The following is a 15,182-nucleotide window of genomic DNA, read 5'->3' on the forward strand; positions in this document are numbered from 1 at the left end:
GGGATAATGAAAAGCGCTTTTTTAGAGGTATTTGATAATGGATAAGCAAACGCAAACCGAAGTTGAAGCAGCGGTATTCCGCCGCTTAGTAGAACACCTAGACGCAAATAAAGACGTTCAGAACATCGACCTGATGATTTTGGCGGATTTCTGCCGTAACTGCTTGGCGAAATGGTATTCGGCTGCTGCAAGCGAGCAGGGCGCTGATATCGACTACGAAGCCGCACGCGAAGTGGTATACAAAATGCCGTATTCAGAGTGGAAAGAGAAGCATCAGCTTCCTGCTACTGATGAGCAGTTGGAGAAGCTGGCTGCTAGGCAGGGGAAGTAGTTTTTAGATAAGAAGACATTTGTTTTTGTGTTTTGAAAGCCAGCTTATGCTGGCTTTTTTGTTTTTGGCTTGCGTGAAATACACCAAAATCACCTGCACGGCGGTATGGCGTTTTTAATTTTTGAGCAAAAAGCGACAATGTGGTTTTTGCTTTATTTCTGCTGTGGTTGTAGTTTAGAGTAGTTATAAATAAAAAGGACAAGTATCCCAAAGTGGTGTGTAAAAGCATGTCGGTTTGGGTACGAGTAAGCTGTTATGCTTCCAAAGGGAGAGGATAGCCAAATGAATAATCACAACGATGAGCAAGAAAATAGCGTAGATAAGAAGCCAACGAACTCATGGACTCAACTCGTATTTAAGCCGCAAATAGTTGTTGCATTTCTAACTGCAATCGCTGGTCCTTGGACGGTAGTCAAGGTTAGCGAAGGAATAGAGCACACAAAAATTCACTCCGCGGAACTAGTTAAGCAAAGAGAGTTGCAGAGTGAAATTCTCACTAAAATAATGGAGTATGCCAGCAAGGAAAATGGCGACAGCACCAGCTCCCTTCAAAAGATCAGTTTGCTAACTAGCCTTGTAAATGACAATAAGGACACTTTTGGCCTTACATTTCCATCTATTGAAGATCAAATTGAAAGCAAACAAAGAATTGAAAGGGAGCTTTTAAAAAAACAACTTTCCACAAAAGAGACAAAATTATCAGAGCAGAAGGCACTGATTGAAGCCAAGGAAAATGACTTATCAACAAAACGAAAAGAGCTGCAAGAGATTATCTCTAAACAACAGAAGCTTGAAGGAGATATAAAGAAATTCAAGGTCAACAGGGAAGCCAACATAGCGCTCAATAAAGAACTTGCAAAACAAAGAGATGAGAAACAAAAAATTATAACTACCCTCGAATCAGAAACTGAAGAATCAAAGACGAAGCTTGCGAGCTTGGAGGCTGACGTCCGAATAAAGCAAAATGAAATAGACTCCCTAAGCAAGAGGGTAGCAGAGATAGTTAAAGAAAATAACCAATATGCTGAACGAATAAAAAGTCTGACTGAGAACAAGGATGCTGACATAACAAAATTAAAAAATGAGCTAAAGTCAGCAGCATCAAAGCTTTCAAAGGCAATTAGTGACAACCAACTTGCGTCTACCAGAATTGACGAGCTACAACTTGAACTGTCAACTGAAAAAGAAACGGCCAAAAGATTAACACACGAACTTAATGCATCTAGAGCAAAAAAAACAGCTGATCCGGTCACTGAAAAACAAAATGCCCCCCCTTCAGAAACAAAGGATGGCGCTGGCCAGAACGCAACAGAAGAGCATAACAAGCCCATCCAGCAGACGCCGAAAAGCGGCGCTGCCGATGGGTGACGTTAGAAGCTAATAAGGAAGATCATGTACGAAGAACATCTCACATTTATTCAACCAGAGGATGAGGAAATAAAGGTTTGGAGATACATGGATTTTACCAAGCTCGTCTCCTTAATTGACTCTAGAAGGCTCTATTTTACTCGTGCTGATAAATTTGAAGATCCTTTTGAAGGGTCTTGGCCAAAGATGAATGTCTTTGCCAGAGAAGTCGTTCCTGAAGATATCCCACCTGAAGGAAGAGATAAATTTCTAAATGCAATGCGAAACATGGAAGAAACAAATAAACATTGGCCGAGATACAAAGCTATTAATTGCTGGCATATGAATGATTACGAGTCGGCGGCAATGTGGAAGCTGTATCTTAAAAGCGATGAAGGCATTGCAATTCAGTCCACATACTCAAAGTTGAAAAAGAGCTTGATTGACGATGAAAAGGTGTTTTTAGGCAAGGTTAAATACATCGACTACGATAAAGAGTTCATTGATGCAGGAAATATCCTTGGCCCATTTGTTCATAAACGAAAAAGTTTTGAGCATGAACAAGAAGTACGAGCTGTGGTGTCAAAATGGCCTACTGGTGATGGAGGCATAGATTTTACACAGGAAACTATTGGGCACGGATTAAAGATAAGAGTAGATATCGAAACCTTGATAGAACGTATTTATGTAGCTCCTAGCGCACCAGCTTGGTTTGCTGATTTGGTTTCAGCAGCTATTACTCGCTATGGCTACAAATTCGAGGTGGTGCACTCTAAGTTAAATGAAAGTCCGGTGTTCTAATGCTTCTAACAAAACAATCCACGGGACAATTTTTACGCTGGCGCTTCAAAATTGCCAGTGATTGTAAGCGTTATATACTAACCAAGACAGGCATGTTTGTGTAGCGTTAAATCCACCGAAATCATCTGCATGTCGATTTGGTGTTTTTAATAAATGATTGAAAAACGACATTACGGTTTTTTCTTTATTTCTCTGTTGGTTATGGTTTAGAGTTGTAAGAAGAAAAAAGGAGAAGTGCCCCAAAATGGTGTGGATTAGCATGACGGTTTGGGGACGAGTAAACTGTTAAGTGTTTATGGAAATTTATGGAAGAAATTAAGTTAAAAGCACAATGCAATAAGTGCCTTGGGGAAACTAACCACGTACTGCTTCATAAAGAAGAGCAACCTTGGGATGAGGAGCTTGAGCACTACACAATACATGGAAGCGAAACATTTAACATGGTTAAGTGTTGCGGGTGCGATAGCGTAAAACTTATGCATTCAAGTTGGTTCTCTGAAATACACGATGAATATGGAAGGCCAATTATTGATATTAGTTACTATCCTCCTGCAATTTCTAGGGCAGAACCCAAGTGGCTTTCAGAAATCGGCGGCATTCTTCCCAATAATGATATGCGCTTTGTTCGAGGTCTTCTGAAGGAAATATATTCAGCGCTTCATAATGATTCACGCAGACTGGCAGCTATGGGCATCCGTGCGTTAATTGAGCATATGATGATTCTAAAAGTATCAGACAATGGAAGTTTCAAGAAAAATCTAGAAGCTTTCCAAAGAGCTGGTTATTTATCTAATAAACAGAGGGAGATCATCGAGCCTATTTTGGAAGCTGGACATGCAGCCATTCACAGAGGCTATGAACCAAGCCCGGAAGATGTATTAACTGTAATTGAAATAACAGAAAGTTTAGTTGAAACAATCTATGTTCATTCAAAAAAGGCTGAGAAGTTAAAAGCTCGGGTCCCTCGGAGGGGCAACACTTAACAATCACATTAAGTCGCTCGCAGGCTCGCTGGGACAGTAACACGTGGGCTCTGTCGCTTCGCTCGGATTTTAGCCCACGTGTTACTGCCCCTCATGTGGGCGTTATGACTGATTAATTAAATTACGAGAAAAAAGTGTCAACTCAAAAAACAATGTGGGATGTAATAAGTGAATACGGCCGAATAGGTGTCGGAGGGCTCATAGTTCTGATGTTTGTCGTATGGTTGATTGTTCATTACCAAGCTGAGCCTGGAAAGGAGATTACGTTTGGATTTATTACTTACACAAAGTCCCCAACAACAGTATCGATTCTAGGTTCATCAATTAAAGAACTAATTAGTAGTTTCTCAAGCATTGGAATTGGTGTTGAGGTTCATGAATCTTGTGGGAATATTACTTTTACTGGAGTAAGGAATACAAAAGTAACAGTCAATATAAATAATGCCACATCTCGACCAGGGGAAAATTGGGTTTTTATTTTTTCAGATCGAGAGAAAAATGCACAACTAGACACACTCTTACTGGATGATGCAAATAAAATTAAAGCGCTTAGTTCCTTTTCCAATTTAAAGGAACTATGTAGGAGTGCAAGATAATATATTCATAACAAATACGCTCAAGCGTGGACCGCCAAGCTGCTGCGGCCACTTAGCTTTGGATTATGTGCCAATGGAAATTTGAATCATGGATGAAATATCAAAATATCATGAATTAGCCAAGGACGCAGGAAATCGGCTTAGAAAACTAAACAAGACAGGCATGGTTCTGAGACTAAACAAGACAGGCATGTTTGTGTAGCGTTAAATACACCGAAATCATTTGTATGTCGATTTGGTGTTTTTGGACTAAACAAGACAGGCATGTTTCTGTAAGAGTAGTAAGAAGAAAAAAGGAGAAGTGCCCCAAAATGGTGTGGATTAGCATGGCGGTTTGGGGACGAGTAAACAGTTATATTTTTAATAGGACTAAACAAGACAGGCATGTTTCTGTAAGAGTAGTAAGAAGAAAAAAGGAGAAGTGCCCCAAAATGGTGTGGATTAGCATGACGGTTTGGGGACGAGTAAACAGTTATATTTTTAATTGAGTTCAGAGGTACTTGATGGCAAAAGCTAAATTGTCTCGAGATCAGAAAAGAAAGAAGAAACTTGAAAAGAGACGTAAAAAAGCTGATGTGGCAGTTAGGTTGCCATCAGGAGTGAGGAGTCTTTCTAGGCGCCAATTTGATGCTTTTTGTTTTTCACGTCATCCTATGGCGAGAAGTACAGCAGATGAAAAACAGTGGTTTATTGCATACGATAAAAAAATTCTAGCGACTGTTTTTAGAGATGCAATCGATAATGATTATGGCTTTGTCATTATGGGGCGTGACACTAGAAAAATATTTAGGGCGCTAGAAGTCAGCAAAACATTTAAATCTAGTGAACTAGAAGCTAGAAATGAACTAATCAAAGCTATTAAAAAATACAAAAATGATGGTAAATCCTTTTACCCTCAAGGGGATGATATTAAATTAACTAATGAACTTTTTGAGCCTTTAGTTAAGCGAGAAAAGTTGAATCCAATCTATATAGCTTTAGCTGAAGAGCCTAGGATGGAAGCAGCTCGAAATTTGATAAAGGAAATTGTGTATACATTTGATGACCCTGATGGTCATTATATAAAAGAATTTCAAACACATGGCTTTGACGCTCGTCTTTGGGAGTTGTATCTATATATCTATTTCCACGATAAATTCACTCAAATTAAAGGGAATGCTGCGCCTGACTTCCACATCACTAATGGATTGCATGAGTATTTAGTTGAAGCTGTGACAGTGAATCCGAGTGAAAATCAAGCACGTCCAGATGAAGAGGCGCCGGAAGATCCCGAAAAGTTACGAGAGCTTCTCAATGGCTATATGCCAATTAAGTTTGGTAGCCCTTTATATTCTAAGCTCAAAAAGAAATATTGGTCAAAACCTCATGTTCAAGGCAAACCATTGGTTTTCGCAATACATGACTTTCATAGTGTAGGCTCTATGACTTGGTCTAGAACAGCCTTAATTGAATACTTATACGGTTTTAGGGCATCGATTGTAGATGGAAAGCCACAAATTACCCGCATAGAGACTCATGAATGGAAAGGTAAAACAATTCCTTCTGGTTTTTTCAATCAGCCTGATTCTGAGAATGTTAGTGCTATCTTATTTAGTAATGCAGCAACTATTACAAAGTTTAATCGCATGGGTAAGCTCGCAGGTATGGGTGGGGACGATATTAAAATCTTGAGGGCTGGCACTCGGTTTAATCCTGATCCAGAAGCTCTTGCTGGCATACCTTTCCATGAAGATGTAGATTCGCCTGAGTATACGGAATCATGGTCAGAGAGTTTGGTGATGTACCATAATCCAAATGCTTTGCATCCCGTTGACCCTAATGACTTTCCAGACATTTCACATATATTTTCGTGCGATGAAGACGGAGAGCAAGGTTTCTATCAGCCATACGATGTGTTGAATTCAACTTCATTCGTTATTTCTACAAAGGAACCAATCCCTGAGTTAGCAAAAATATAACAAATAGACTAAATAAGACAGGCATGTTTGTGTAGCGTTAAATACACCGAAATCATTTGCATGTCGATTGGTGTTTTTAATAAATGATCGAAAAACGACATTAGTGTTTTTCTTTATTTCTCTGTTGGTTATGGTTTAGAGTTGTAAGAAGAAAAAAAGGAGAAGTGCCCCAAAATGGTGTGGATTAGCATGACGGTTTGGGGACGAGTAAACTGTTAGGTACTTCTGGGAAATCAATGGCTAAATCAGAAATAAGACGATTCTCAAAAGAAATCCGCACTAAATTTCCTGACGTCGTTCCTCTTATGGAAAAACATGAGAGTTGGGCGCTTACATTTCTAATGGAAGAGTTCGCAAATTTGACAACTATTTTGTTAAATCAAAGCGACTTGGAAGAAGCACTAGAACAGTTGCGGTACATGAGCGAGAAACTAGATACTGCAACGAAGGCGGAATTCGAGTACATAGATGTATATTATACAGAGCACTTATTCTGGAAAGGTACCAAAGAAGGTATTGACCGTGGCTGGCCTCTCGTGCCAGATAATCTCAAAAAATTGTACTTGGACTTTCATGGTAAACCACCTAGGGTAGTGGTTTAAAAATGCACGCACCTAACAAAAAAATCAAGTTCGCCCGCTACGCGGGCTGGGGCGCAAACATGTGGGCTGCTCACTTCGTTCGGATTTTAGCCCACATGCCTGCGCCCCTTATTTAAAAGTTAGGCGTCTTAGGTTTAAATATGAGACTAAACAAGACAGGCATGTTTGTGTCCAATATTTACAGGAAGTTATCGTGAAGTTTTTTCTTATTTTTACAATATTTTTTTTGATAGTTGGTTGCTCATCAACAACTAAATCATACCAAGAGCCAAATGTTCCGGAAACAGAATCAGCATTCATTCAGATTGAAGATGTAGGGTTATTTATAGAGTCACATGAGCTAGTAGCTAAGTTTGAAACTGTTACTGTTAAGGGAGGTGATGTTATCGCTGAGACATCATTGTTAAGTGAAGTACCGAGAAAATTGGTGCTACTTCCTGGAGAATATGTTTTTAAAATTCGATGTGCTGATAATAATGGTGCTGGGGGCCTTTTTTCGTGGCACGAAGTCACTTACACGGTAGGTAAAGATGAAAGTTATATCGCTTCTTGTGTTTATTCTAAGTCTGGAGGATTCATGGCATTTTTATCTAGTAAACAAAACTTTGATGAAGAGCGTGCAAGACTCAGTGGAAAGTAGATATTGTGCCATATCATGACGGGCATGTTTGTGCTACCGAAAGCGTGTAGACTAAAAAAGACTAAACGAGACAGGCATATTTTTTTCTAGACAGGCATGTTTCTGTATACCCACCTATCTGAGTTGTTATTGAAAGCTATATTCCAGTAATAGCAAAGTCTATTGCACCTATTAGCAATTCGCGGGATTGGTCAAAAGAACCGATGCAGTCCTTTGGCACATCTTCGGGTATGGAACTCAGTTGTTGAGTCAGAAATAGGTATGTCTCGCCTTCGAATTCTATCTCCGGTGTTAGGTTTTTCATGTAAAGACTATTGCTAGTCTTATTCTTTGTCAGCGGTACAATTAACCTTGTTGCTAATTGGTCAATTACGGAGTTCTGAACATCTACAAGAAAAGGGTAAGCTTTAGTTGTTTTTGAGCTTGGGTTTCTGTAAACATCAAACTGTGTCATTAGAAGTTCCTGTATTCATCACCTATACAGCCGTTCTCAGCAATAAACTCGTTGTACGCAGCGATGGCAGCTCTATTTTCTTTTTTCCACCTTTCTTCTTCAACACTTTTCAACTTGTCTTTAAGTGCCTGTTCCAAGGTTGCAGACAGGTTCACTTTTAAGTCTCTAGCTTTTTGCAATAAATCGCTGTTTAAGCTTAAATTAGTCGCTTTTTTTGGGGCATGGATGTCATATAAATCTTGCATGCTATCACTCCAAATTGTTCTACATATTAAGTATACGCATAGGGATGCGCATTGCAAAAATAGGTTCTTAACAAGCCCAGAATTGTTATGTAGAGATGTATACATATAGTGCCTGTCTTACTCTCTATTTAACTGCAAAGCTAACCAAGTAAGCGCATTGCACTTTGTCGACCTTGCACACGTTGCTGATGTTGATTGTGTGCGTATTTTTCTAAGTGAGTCACTTTACCGGCGGCGTGCTTAAAGCAGGTTTCAAACTGCGTGGTTAAAGTTATCCAATGTTCGTGTTCAATATTGAGACGCTCTAGAATAGGGGGGAGGTTATTCTGAACCTTGCCGCGTTTATTTGGATGAATATATCGGCTGGTTATATCTACAAGCTGTAAGTAGTCTGGAAGCGTAAAAGGTAAACCGTGTGGCATCTCTTGCTTTGGATTGCCTGCAAAAGGCATAAGTCGTTTAGGTGTTTTGCCGACCCTAGCTGCGTTAATTCGGTATTTAATGCTGGTATGCTCTGAAGTTTCTGGCGTTTTAGCCATCTTTGCTCGTACTGGGTTTAAATCAACATAAGCCATACAGGCGGCAAGGGCTGACTCATCCAATAGCGCTTGAGATTTAAACCGTCCTTCCCAAAAATGCCCTGTACAGCCATCCTCTTTATTAGCGGCCCTGGCAATGTATTCGTTCAGTGCACGCATAAACCAGCTGATATCAAATAGCCTTTTACGCCATACTTCAGCCGTTATCTTCACCGTTTTAATTTGGATTTCATGTAAGTCTTTACGTGAATCTGCTGACATGTAGCGCTGCGAGAGTAATGTGCCTTTGTACAGTTTGTGCCAACGTTGAATCACGTCCTCTGTACTTAGTGCGTCTGCTTTCTCTTTGTTTACGTGCAATACCAGATGCGTATGATTACTCATTACCGCATAAGCACATACATCAATTGCAAACACCTCACTTAAAACATGAATACGGTCTTCTACCCATTGGCGACGATGTTCAAAGCTTCTACCGTTTTCCTCGCCACATAAAAAGGCACGACGTACACAGCGGGAAATACAGTGATAATAGGGCGTATCCGATAAACTAATTTGCGACTTTCGGGCTTTAGGCATTTTGTCTGTCTGACTTTGATTAACTCGTTTAGCAGTTTGAATGGGGAGTTAGATTTAAGAAAGTGTACGAGGGGACAGTTTGTGATTTTTCTAGTTATGCCTGTCATGTTAAGTTTCAAGTTCTCGTTAAGTTCTGTCATTTTAAGTTTTGGTCTTGCCTTACAGAGAAGGAGCAATATCGTCTAGCTAAGCTACTAGGTAAAATTGCCAAAAAAAGTTAGTCACACTTTTGTCGTCTGTGGTTACTAAGTAATAACACTAAGTAAAAAGGACATTAATCACATGACAACTATCAATCAACACCTCGCTAAACACTATCGCAAGTATCAGTTAATTGGTCTGCTAATTGGCTTTCTTATTGCCAGCTTTTCTATTGCAGCTCAGGAGACCTTCACGGCTTCACAAAAAGGAAAGGGGCCCGCTATTATTTTTATTCCCGGGCTTATGTCAGACAGCTCTGTGTGGGACGATTTTGCAAAGCAGTTTGAACAAGCACACCAGGTGCACCAGATATCAATAGCCGGTTTTGCCGGTTCAGCGCCGATAGAGAACTGGTCTATTGACCGGGTAGTGGGCGAGGTAGCCCGCTATATTGCCGACAACGACTTACAAGCGCCACTTATAGTAGGACATAGCCTTGGCGGGTTTGTTGCTCTCAATCTCGCTGTCGATTATCCTCAAGCGGTGGGTAAAGTGGTCTCCGTTGATGGGTTGCCATTCTTAGCACCTATTTTCACCCGTGATCCTCAGACTAAGGCTGAAGATATGCGACAACGTGCTGAACAAATGAAACAGTATTATGCCGCACTCTCGCCAGAACAGGTACGGGAAAGCACTCGCAATGGCGTCTATATCCAAGCTAGGAACGAAGACGCTCAGGAAAAAATACTGGCAATGGCAGAGCGTTCAGATCCACGTACCGTTGGTATTGCGATTAGTGAGTTAATGACCACGGATTTACGGGAAGATCTTACGACAACGCAAACACCTATATTGGTTTTAGGTGCCAGCGGTGCATTTTCCAGCGAGCAAGAACATGAATTTGCTGAGCGTTTGTATCAACAACAGGTTTCTCAGGCACCGACAGCAAAACTTTTGATGAATAGAGATGCCAGGCACTTTATGATGTGGGAAGCGCCAGAGTGGGTGGCGTCGCAGATAGCAAGCTTTATGTAATCTAAGGAAAGGAGAGAAGGCAACATGAATACGCTCGCCGCTGATGTTATCGAAGCTAAAACTGGCAATCTCAAAGCGTTTGAACGGTTAATTAATCACACGCGGAATATGGTTAGCAGTTTAGCCCTTTCAATTATCAAAGATGTAGATGCCAGTGAGGAAGTGGCACAGTTGGTCTACATCAATTGTTGGCAAAACCTGAACTCGCTCAAAAGTGAAAATAGCTTTTTACCTTGGGTTAGGCAATCTACCCGCTATACAGCACTTAACTACATAAGAGACAACAAGCTTTCCAAACGTATTGGTGGTGACGAGGCCGATAAATTACTCGCCTCTTACTGCACGCAGGAACAAGATCCTCAAGAGTACTACGAAACTGATACGATGAAAAAAGTGGTAGCACAACTCGTAGACAATCTACCCGAAGAGACAAGAGAAGTGGTTCTTTTGTATTACAGGGAGGAGATGTCCAGCAAGCAAGTTGCTGAACTGCTATCGATTTCAGAAGCTGCGGTACGTAAGAAATTGTCGCGGGCAAGAGAGGTGTTGAAGCAAGATGCATTAACTAAAATGGGAAGCGCCATCTATGCAACGGCGCCAGCGGTGACCTTCACCACAATGACGTTAGCAAACCTAACGATGAGTGCACCGGCTTCGGCTGCAACTGCAACTGCAACAGGTGGTGCAACTGCAACGGGTCTGACAAAGTGGAGTTGGTTGCTGAGTGGCGCGGCTATTGCGTCAGCCTTTGCGGCTGTTGTGGTCTTTCTAAGTTCGCGATTTCCACTTAAAAACATGCACTCCGAGACCAAAAAGAAGCAGTTGCTCAAACTGCGCAACTTAACCATAGTTTGGATCTTATTAAGCGGTATACTTATGTCTGCGGCTTATCAATTTACCAAAGGCGCCGCAGCGCCGATTAGCGCGTTTACCGTTTTTTCCGCAGGACTTTATGTTCTGAGTAGACGTTCTCAGTTGCTTATTGAATCTGACGAGGGAGTGAAATCCCGCAGGAGACTTTGGCACCCTAACTTGAGTAGAGCGTGCATTTTACTGGGGGTAGTCGCGGGATATACTGGGCTTTTTATCGGCCTCATCAATAATGGACGGCTAGTGCTCTAGCACTGGTCCAGTATGTTGTCCTAATTTCGAAGTTTAAACAAGACAGGCATCTTTATGTAGTTGCGCAGCGGTATATTATTTGGGCTTATTCATTGAAAGAAAAAGATTTAATTATTTACGATGGAGTGTGTAACTTCTGTAACGGAGCTGTCGCATTCATTTTGAAGCGCGACAAAATGGAACGCTTTATTTTCTCCCCAATGCAGTCAACTTACGCTCAGGAGGTTATAGAACGCTATAAAGTCGATACAGTAGGTGTTGATACTTTCATGTTGGTTAAAGACGGGAAAGTCTTTCTGTGGTCAGACGCAGCACTTGAAATCGCCGAAGATTTAAGTGGTTTCTGGTTTTTGTTCGGCATATTCAGAGTTTTACCAAGAACATTTAGAGACCTGTTCTATAAAGCCTTTGCTCGTAATCGCATCAAGCTTTTTGGTGGTACACAACACTGTCAAATACCCAATAAAAAGGTACTAAAAAGGTTCAAAGGCCTAGAGTAATCGCTAAAGACATCATGTTACAAATTGGTTAAAGCCTTAAGCTTAAAAGTTGACTAAACTAGTTTAAACAAGACAGGCATTCTTGTGTCTTTGTAGTTTAAACAATACAGGCATTCTTGTGTCTTTGTGTTAGGCATTTAAAAGGAGAGTTTAAATGAATGGTGTTTATCGAATTCTTATCGCTCTGGTTCTTCTAGTCGCAGCTATCGCATCTTACAGTATGGGTATTCAGTCAGGTGTGTTTCTATTCATCATTTTGGGGCTTGTTCTAGAAGGGGCATTTTGGTTCGGCATGTTTTCAGCCAAAAGGCGGAACGAAGCTTAGCGATATGTACCGGCACTTTTAGAATTATAGAAGATAGGCACTTTATGTAATATTCAATTATGCCTGTCTTGATTAGTTTGCTAGGTGTAACGTACTCCCTGGAATCATTGTATGCTTAGCAACATACAGTCAGAAATACATGGAAAGTGAAATGTGGTTTGAAGATATTGAGTTAGAGTCTGAGAATATAAAGCTCACTCCGTTAACAATGGAACATGCAGGTGCTTTAGTCAACGCAGCAAACGACGGTGAACTGTGGAAGCTATGGTTCACCTCTGTACCAAGCGCTGAAATTATTGATGACTATATTACGACAGCACTAGAGCAGAAAGCCAAAGGGCTATCGTCACCGTTCGTGGTTATAGACAAAGTGAGCGGAGAGGTTATCGGCTCAACACGCTTTTGTAATGCTGACCTTTTAAATCAAAGGGTGGAAATTGGTTACACCTGGTACAGCAAAAGCTATCAGAAAACATCATGCAATACCGAATCTAAGCTACTTCTTCTTACCCACGCTTTTGAAAATCTCGGAGCAATCGCTGTAGAGTTCAGAACAAGCTGGCATAACCAAGCTTCACGTAATGCTATTGCGCGTTTAGGTGCAAAACAAGACGGAGTGCTTAGGAATCATCAAAAAATGCCAAATGGTGGTTATAGAGATACGGTTGTGTTTTCAATCATTAATACAGAGTGGCTAGCTGTTAAAGAGAACTTAACTTTTAAGCTCTCAATGCGTTGCTAGCACAACATTCAATATTAAATAGGCAATTAGGGTTACATTTTTATAGAGTAAGCAATCACGCCTCTAATGTTAAAAAGTTAAATAACAACAAAAAGCAGGAGAGAACATGCACCCAAATAGACATGCTATAGCTTTCGGAAGTCTAGTATTTTTGGTGGTATCAGTTGTATTAATTATTGCTGCATTATTTTGGGGTTGGCCAAAATACAAAGTATATAAAAAAGAGATGGACGGTATTGCCGCACTAAAAGAAGCAGAGTGGAGCAAACAAATACTGATTGAAGAAGCCAAAGCTAGAGAGCAAGCGGCCCTGATGCAGGCGAAAGCGAGAGTAACATTGGCTCAAGCAGAGGGTGAAGCGAAAATTGTACAGGCTAAAGCTGAGGGACAAGCGGATATCGAGCGTGCAAAAGCTGCTGCTGAGGCTAATAGAATCATCGGTGAATCTCTTAAGGGAAATGAAGAATACCTTCGTTACGTATGGATTAAGGGGCTTCAAGATGGAAAGGGTGAACGCATCTATATTCCAACCGAAGCTGGCCTTCCAATACTTGAAGCGGGTAAAGCAGGGAATTAATCGTTGGCAGTAGCTAAAAAATGTAATTCTGCCGTTTGAAATTAGTGTGGGGCTGCTAGAGCTCTTGGCTGTTCGCTTATAAATTATAGAACAAACAGCAAGGATGAAGTCATGAGCAGACCCAATTTTTCAAGTTATACCATTGAAGAATTATTAGACTGTAAGCAAAATATTGACAAAGAGCGCTGGCCTGAACGCTATCAAGAAATACTCGATGTCTTAGCTTCACGCGTCGAAGACCCAACTAATAAGGCCAAGCATGACGAGCTTATTTTTACTTCGTTTTGTGAAGAACTAAGAGACGACTTAACGATTACTATCGATGATAATCTCTGGCCTATCATTACGTTTTTTTCAAAGCGCTTAAGGCGTAGCGTTCCAAGTACCTTTCTTGATGAAGTTTGTCCAATATGTGCTGATGAGTTGAACATTACTCAGCGGTTCGGTAGTTGGAACATTGCGTGTGAAAAGTGCGATATGTCGTATTCTATTCGTGAGAGGCGCGCATATTTTTAGCTTTTACAGCAATTACGATATAAGTTGTATCTCTTAACTAGCGACAGAGAAAAAACTATGGAACCCATCAATAAGTTCTGCCCTAGATCTGGCAAACCCGTAAAGCCCGATTCGCTTGCCGAATACAGGGGCTATACCGTTGGATTCTGCAACCCAGGGTGCAGTAGCGATTTCGCCAAAAACAGCGAAGAATGCCCAAACGATACTCGATATTTTGATGTGCTAATAAAAGAAAAATATGGAAAATGAAAACATTCATAATAGCGTTTTTATGCTTTTTTATAAGTAGTGTGGTTGCCGAAAGCAATTTAGATGAAAGTGCGTTTACTCAAAGGTATGTGAAGGCTGTTACCACCAAACCAGAGGTTGTGAGCGCGCGAATAAAAGGCCGTCTAGAGGTTGAGATGACTTACAGTGGTGGAGGAACGTCTACCGCATATCTCGATAATGCCTATATGAATTACCTTTCTGACCCAGAAGAGCTCGACGTAATTATAGAAACGTACATCAGTGCGTTAACAAAGAACAGTAATGACGCTAAAGCCAACATAGATAAAGCGAATATTTTTCCCGTAATAAAAGATTCAGGTTATATAAACCATATAACTGAATTGATGAGCGAAGATGAGCTGCCTTTCTTTTATGAAAAACTAAATGATGTTCTCTATATTCTTTATGCCATTGATACACCTTCATCTATCAAGTTCATACCGAAAGAAGACATTGCTAACTTAGACGTAAAAGAGGAAGAGCTTAGGGACCTCTCAATGTCTAATTTGATGAATGCTATTGAGTCACTACAAATTAAAGGAAACCCTTCGACCATCTCGATGATTGTGGCAGATGGCACTTACGAAGCGTCTTTTCTAATTTATGATGCGCTTTGGACGAAAGAAAACTTTCCGGTGAAAGGCGATATAGTTGTTTATGTACCCTCTAGAGACGTTGTAATTGTAACGGGTTCAGAGGATACGGAGAGTATAGAAACGGTGAAAGGGATAGTGCACAACCCGGAAAATCAGTGGCCTCATTCAGTAACAAAAACTGGGTTTATTCGCAAAGATGAGAAATGGCTTAAGTTTCATGATTAGCCGGGTACACGCTATATAATAATAAGCGTTTCTCGATGCCTTTTGCTAAGGTAACAAG

General features: G+C 40.7%; 19 protein-coding genes. 16 read left to right on the forward strand and 3 right to left on the reverse strand.

Going from position 1 to position 15,182, the window contains the following annotated elements; translation table 11 throughout:
• Positions 1-37 precede the first annotated feature (37 nt).
• The 8 genes from ACXAGK_RS10885 (at position 38) to ACXAGK_RS10920 (ending at position 7,258) form a co-directional block, all read left to right on the forward strand.
• Complete coding sequence (locus ACXAGK_RS10885) at positions 38-331, forward strand: DUF1244 domain-containing protein (protein ID WP_012518312.1); 294 nt, start codon at positions 38-40, stop codon at positions 329-331.
• A 282-nt stretch (positions 332-613) separates the two neighbouring features.
• Positions 614-1,699: a hypothetical protein gene (locus ACXAGK_RS10890; protein WP_474856253.1), complete on the forward strand. Its 1,086-nt coding sequence runs from the start codon at positions 614-616 to the stop codon at positions 1,697-1,699.
• A 24-nt stretch (positions 1,700-1,723) separates the two neighbouring features.
• Positions 1,724-2,479: a hypothetical protein gene (locus ACXAGK_RS10895; protein ID WP_474856254.1), complete on the forward strand. Its 756-nt coding sequence runs from the start codon at positions 1,724-1,726 to the stop codon at positions 2,477-2,479.
• A 305-nt stretch (positions 2,480-2,784) separates the two neighbouring features.
• Complete coding sequence (locus ACXAGK_RS10900) at positions 2,785-3,462, forward strand: DUF4145 domain-containing protein (protein ID WP_474856255.1); 678 nt, start codon at positions 2,785-2,787, stop codon at positions 3,460-3,462.
• A 134-nt stretch (positions 3,463-3,596) separates the two neighbouring features.
• Positions 3,597-4,058: a hypothetical protein gene (locus ACXAGK_RS10905; protein ID WP_474856256.1), complete on the forward strand. Its 462-nt coding sequence runs from the start codon at positions 3,597-3,599 to the stop codon at positions 4,056-4,058.
• Positions 4,059-4,561: 503 nt separating this feature from the next.
• Positions 4,562-6,016 (forward strand): hypothetical protein, encoded by a 1,455-nt coding sequence (locus tag ACXAGK_RS10910; RefSeq protein WP_474856257.1) that lies wholly within the window; start codon positions 4,562-4,564, stop codon positions 6,014-6,016.
• Between the two features lie 236 nt (positions 6,017-6,252).
• Positions 6,253-6,618: a DUF7674 family protein gene (locus ACXAGK_RS10915; RefSeq protein WP_474856258.1), complete on the forward strand. Its 366-nt coding sequence runs from the start codon at positions 6,253-6,255 to the stop codon at positions 6,616-6,618.
• 193 nt (positions 6,619-6,811) lie between these two features.
• Positions 6,812-7,258, forward strand: a complete 447-nt coding sequence (locus tag ACXAGK_RS10920; RefSeq protein ID WP_474856259.1) for a hypothetical protein — start codon at positions 6,812-6,814, stop codon at positions 7,256-7,258.
• 136 nt (positions 7,259-7,394) lie between these two features.
• On the opposite strand, the gene ACXAGK_RS10925 is transcribed toward ACXAGK_RS10920, so the two are convergent.
• The 3 genes from ACXAGK_RS10925 to ACXAGK_RS10935 form a co-directional block, all read right to left on the reverse strand.
• Entirely contained in the window at positions 7,395-7,712 is a 318-nt protein-coding gene (locus tag ACXAGK_RS10925) for a CcdB family protein (RefSeq protein ID WP_474856260.1), read from the reverse strand.
• Positions 7,712-7,957: a type II toxin-antitoxin system CcdA family antitoxin gene (locus tag ACXAGK_RS10930; protein WP_474856261.1), complete on the reverse strand. Its 246-nt coding sequence runs from the start codon at positions 7,955-7,957 to the stop codon at positions 7,712-7,714. Before ACXAGK_RS10930 ends, ACXAGK_RS10925 begins: the two co-directional genes overlap by 1 nt.
• Positions 7,958-8,097: 140 nt before the next feature.
• Entirely contained in the window at positions 8,098-9,075 is a 978-nt protein-coding gene (locus ACXAGK_RS10935; protein ID WP_474856262.1) for a transposase, read from the reverse strand.
• A gap of 282 nt (positions 9,076-9,357) precedes the next feature.
• Between ACXAGK_RS10935 and ACXAGK_RS10940 the strand changes: the two genes are divergently transcribed.
• The 8 genes from ACXAGK_RS10940 to ACXAGK_RS10975 all read left to right on the forward strand — a co-directional run bounded on the left by ACXAGK_RS10940 (position 9,358) and on the right by ACXAGK_RS10975 (position 15,124).
• A complete protein-coding gene (locus ACXAGK_RS10940; protein ID WP_474856263.1) occupies positions 9,358-10,251 on the forward strand; it encodes an alpha/beta fold hydrolase in 894 nt (297 codons plus the stop codon).
• Positions 10,252-10,275: 24 nt separating this feature from the next.
• Positions 10,276-11,373, forward strand: coding sequence for an RNA polymerase sigma factor (locus tag ACXAGK_RS10945; protein ID WP_474856264.1), 1,098 nt, complete (start codon positions 10,276-10,278; stop codon positions 11,371-11,373).
• A gap of 92 nt (positions 11,374-11,465) precedes the next feature.
• Complete coding sequence (locus ACXAGK_RS10950; protein ID WP_474856265.1) at positions 11,466-11,873, forward strand: thiol-disulfide oxidoreductase DCC family protein; 408 nt, start codon at positions 11,466-11,468, stop codon at positions 11,871-11,873.
• Positions 11,874-12,027: 154 nt separating this feature from the next.
• Positions 12,028-12,198, forward strand: a complete 171-nt coding sequence (locus ACXAGK_RS10955; RefSeq protein ID WP_474856266.1) for a hypothetical protein — start codon at positions 12,028-12,030, stop codon at positions 12,196-12,198.
• A 151-nt stretch (positions 12,199-12,349) separates the two neighbouring features.
• Complete coding sequence (locus ACXAGK_RS10960) at positions 12,350-12,940, forward strand: GNAT family N-acetyltransferase (RefSeq protein ID WP_474856267.1); 591 nt, start codon at positions 12,350-12,352, stop codon at positions 12,938-12,940.
• Positions 12,941-13,046: 106 nt separating this feature from the next.
• Positions 13,047-13,517, forward strand: a complete 471-nt coding sequence (locus ACXAGK_RS10965) for an SPFH domain-containing protein (RefSeq protein WP_015067176.1) — start codon at positions 13,047-13,049, stop codon at positions 13,515-13,517.
• Between the two features lie 111 nt (positions 13,518-13,628).
• Entirely contained in the window at positions 13,629-14,033 is a 405-nt protein-coding gene (locus tag ACXAGK_RS10970) for a hypothetical protein (RefSeq protein ID WP_474856268.1), read from the forward strand.
• A 245-nt stretch (positions 14,034-14,278) separates the two neighbouring features.
• A complete protein-coding gene (locus ACXAGK_RS10975; protein ID WP_474856269.1) occupies positions 14,279-15,124 on the forward strand; it encodes a DUF1444 family protein in 846 nt (281 codons plus the stop codon).
• Positions 15,125-15,182 lie beyond the last annotated feature (58 nt).

The organism is Alteromonas sp. ABM1_013 (assembly GCF_056160505.1).

What these genes read in the sequence shown, in the direction of transcription:
- ACXAGK_RS10960 (WP_474856267.1), top strand. Translation starts at nt 12,350, where the DNA reads ATGTGGTTTGAAGATATTGAGTTAGAGTCTGAGAATATAAAGCTCACT.
- ACXAGK_RS10895 (WP_474856254.1), top strand. Translation starts at nt 1,724, where the DNA reads ATGTACGAAGAACATCTCACATTTATTCAACCAGAGGATGAGGAAATA.
- ACXAGK_RS10940 (WP_474856263.1), top strand. Translation starts at nt 9,358, where the DNA reads ATGACAACTATCAATCAACACCTCGCTAAACACTATCGCAAGTATCAG.
- ACXAGK_RS10900 (WP_474856255.1), top strand. Translation starts at nt 2,785, where the DNA reads ATGGAAGAAATTAAGTTAAAAGCACAATGCAATAAGTGCCTTGGGGAA.
- ACXAGK_RS10965 (WP_015067176.1), top strand. Translation starts at nt 13,047, where the DNA reads ATGCACCCAAATAGACATGCTATAGCTTTCGGAAGTCTAGTATTTTTG.
- ACXAGK_RS10910 (WP_474856257.1), top strand. Translation starts at nt 4,562, where the DNA reads ATGGCAAAAGCTAAATTGTCTCGAGATCAGAAAAGAAAGAAGAAACTT.
- ACXAGK_RS10970 (WP_474856268.1), top strand. Translation starts at nt 13,629, where the DNA reads ATGAGCAGACCCAATTTTTCAAGTTATACCATTGAAGAATTATTAGAC.
- ACXAGK_RS10945 (WP_474856264.1), top strand. Translation starts at nt 10,276, where the DNA reads ATGAATACGCTCGCCGCTGATGTTATCGAAGCTAAAACTGGCAATCTC.
- ACXAGK_RS10935 (WP_474856262.1), bottom strand. Translation starts at nt 9,075, where the DNA reads ATGCCTAAAGCCCGAAAGTCGCAAATTAGTTTATCGGATACGCCCTAT.
- ACXAGK_RS10975 (WP_474856269.1), top strand. Translation starts at nt 14,279, where the DNA reads ATGAAAACATTCATAATAGCGTTTTTATGCTTTTTTATAAGTAGTGTG.
- ACXAGK_RS10915 (WP_474856258.1), top strand. Translation starts at nt 6,253, where the DNA reads ATGGCTAAATCAGAAATAAGACGATTCTCAAAAGAAATCCGCACTAAA.
- ACXAGK_RS10930 (WP_474856261.1), bottom strand. Translation starts at nt 7,957, where the DNA reads ATGCAAGATTTATATGACATCCATGCCCCAAAAAAAGCGACTAATTTA.
- ACXAGK_RS10925 (WP_474856260.1), bottom strand. Translation starts at nt 7,712, where the DNA reads ATGACACAGTTTGATGTTTACAGAAACCCAAGCTCAAAAACAACTAAA.
- ACXAGK_RS10885 (WP_012518312.1), top strand. Translation starts at nt 38, where the DNA reads ATGGATAAGCAAACGCAAACCGAAGTTGAAGCAGCGGTATTCCGCCGC.
- ACXAGK_RS10890 (WP_474856253.1), top strand. Translation starts at nt 614, where the DNA reads ATGAATAATCACAACGATGAGCAAGAAAATAGCGTAGATAAGAAGCCA.
- ACXAGK_RS10955 (WP_474856266.1), top strand. Translation starts at nt 12,028, where the DNA reads ATGAATGGTGTTTATCGAATTCTTATCGCTCTGGTTCTTCTAGTCGCA.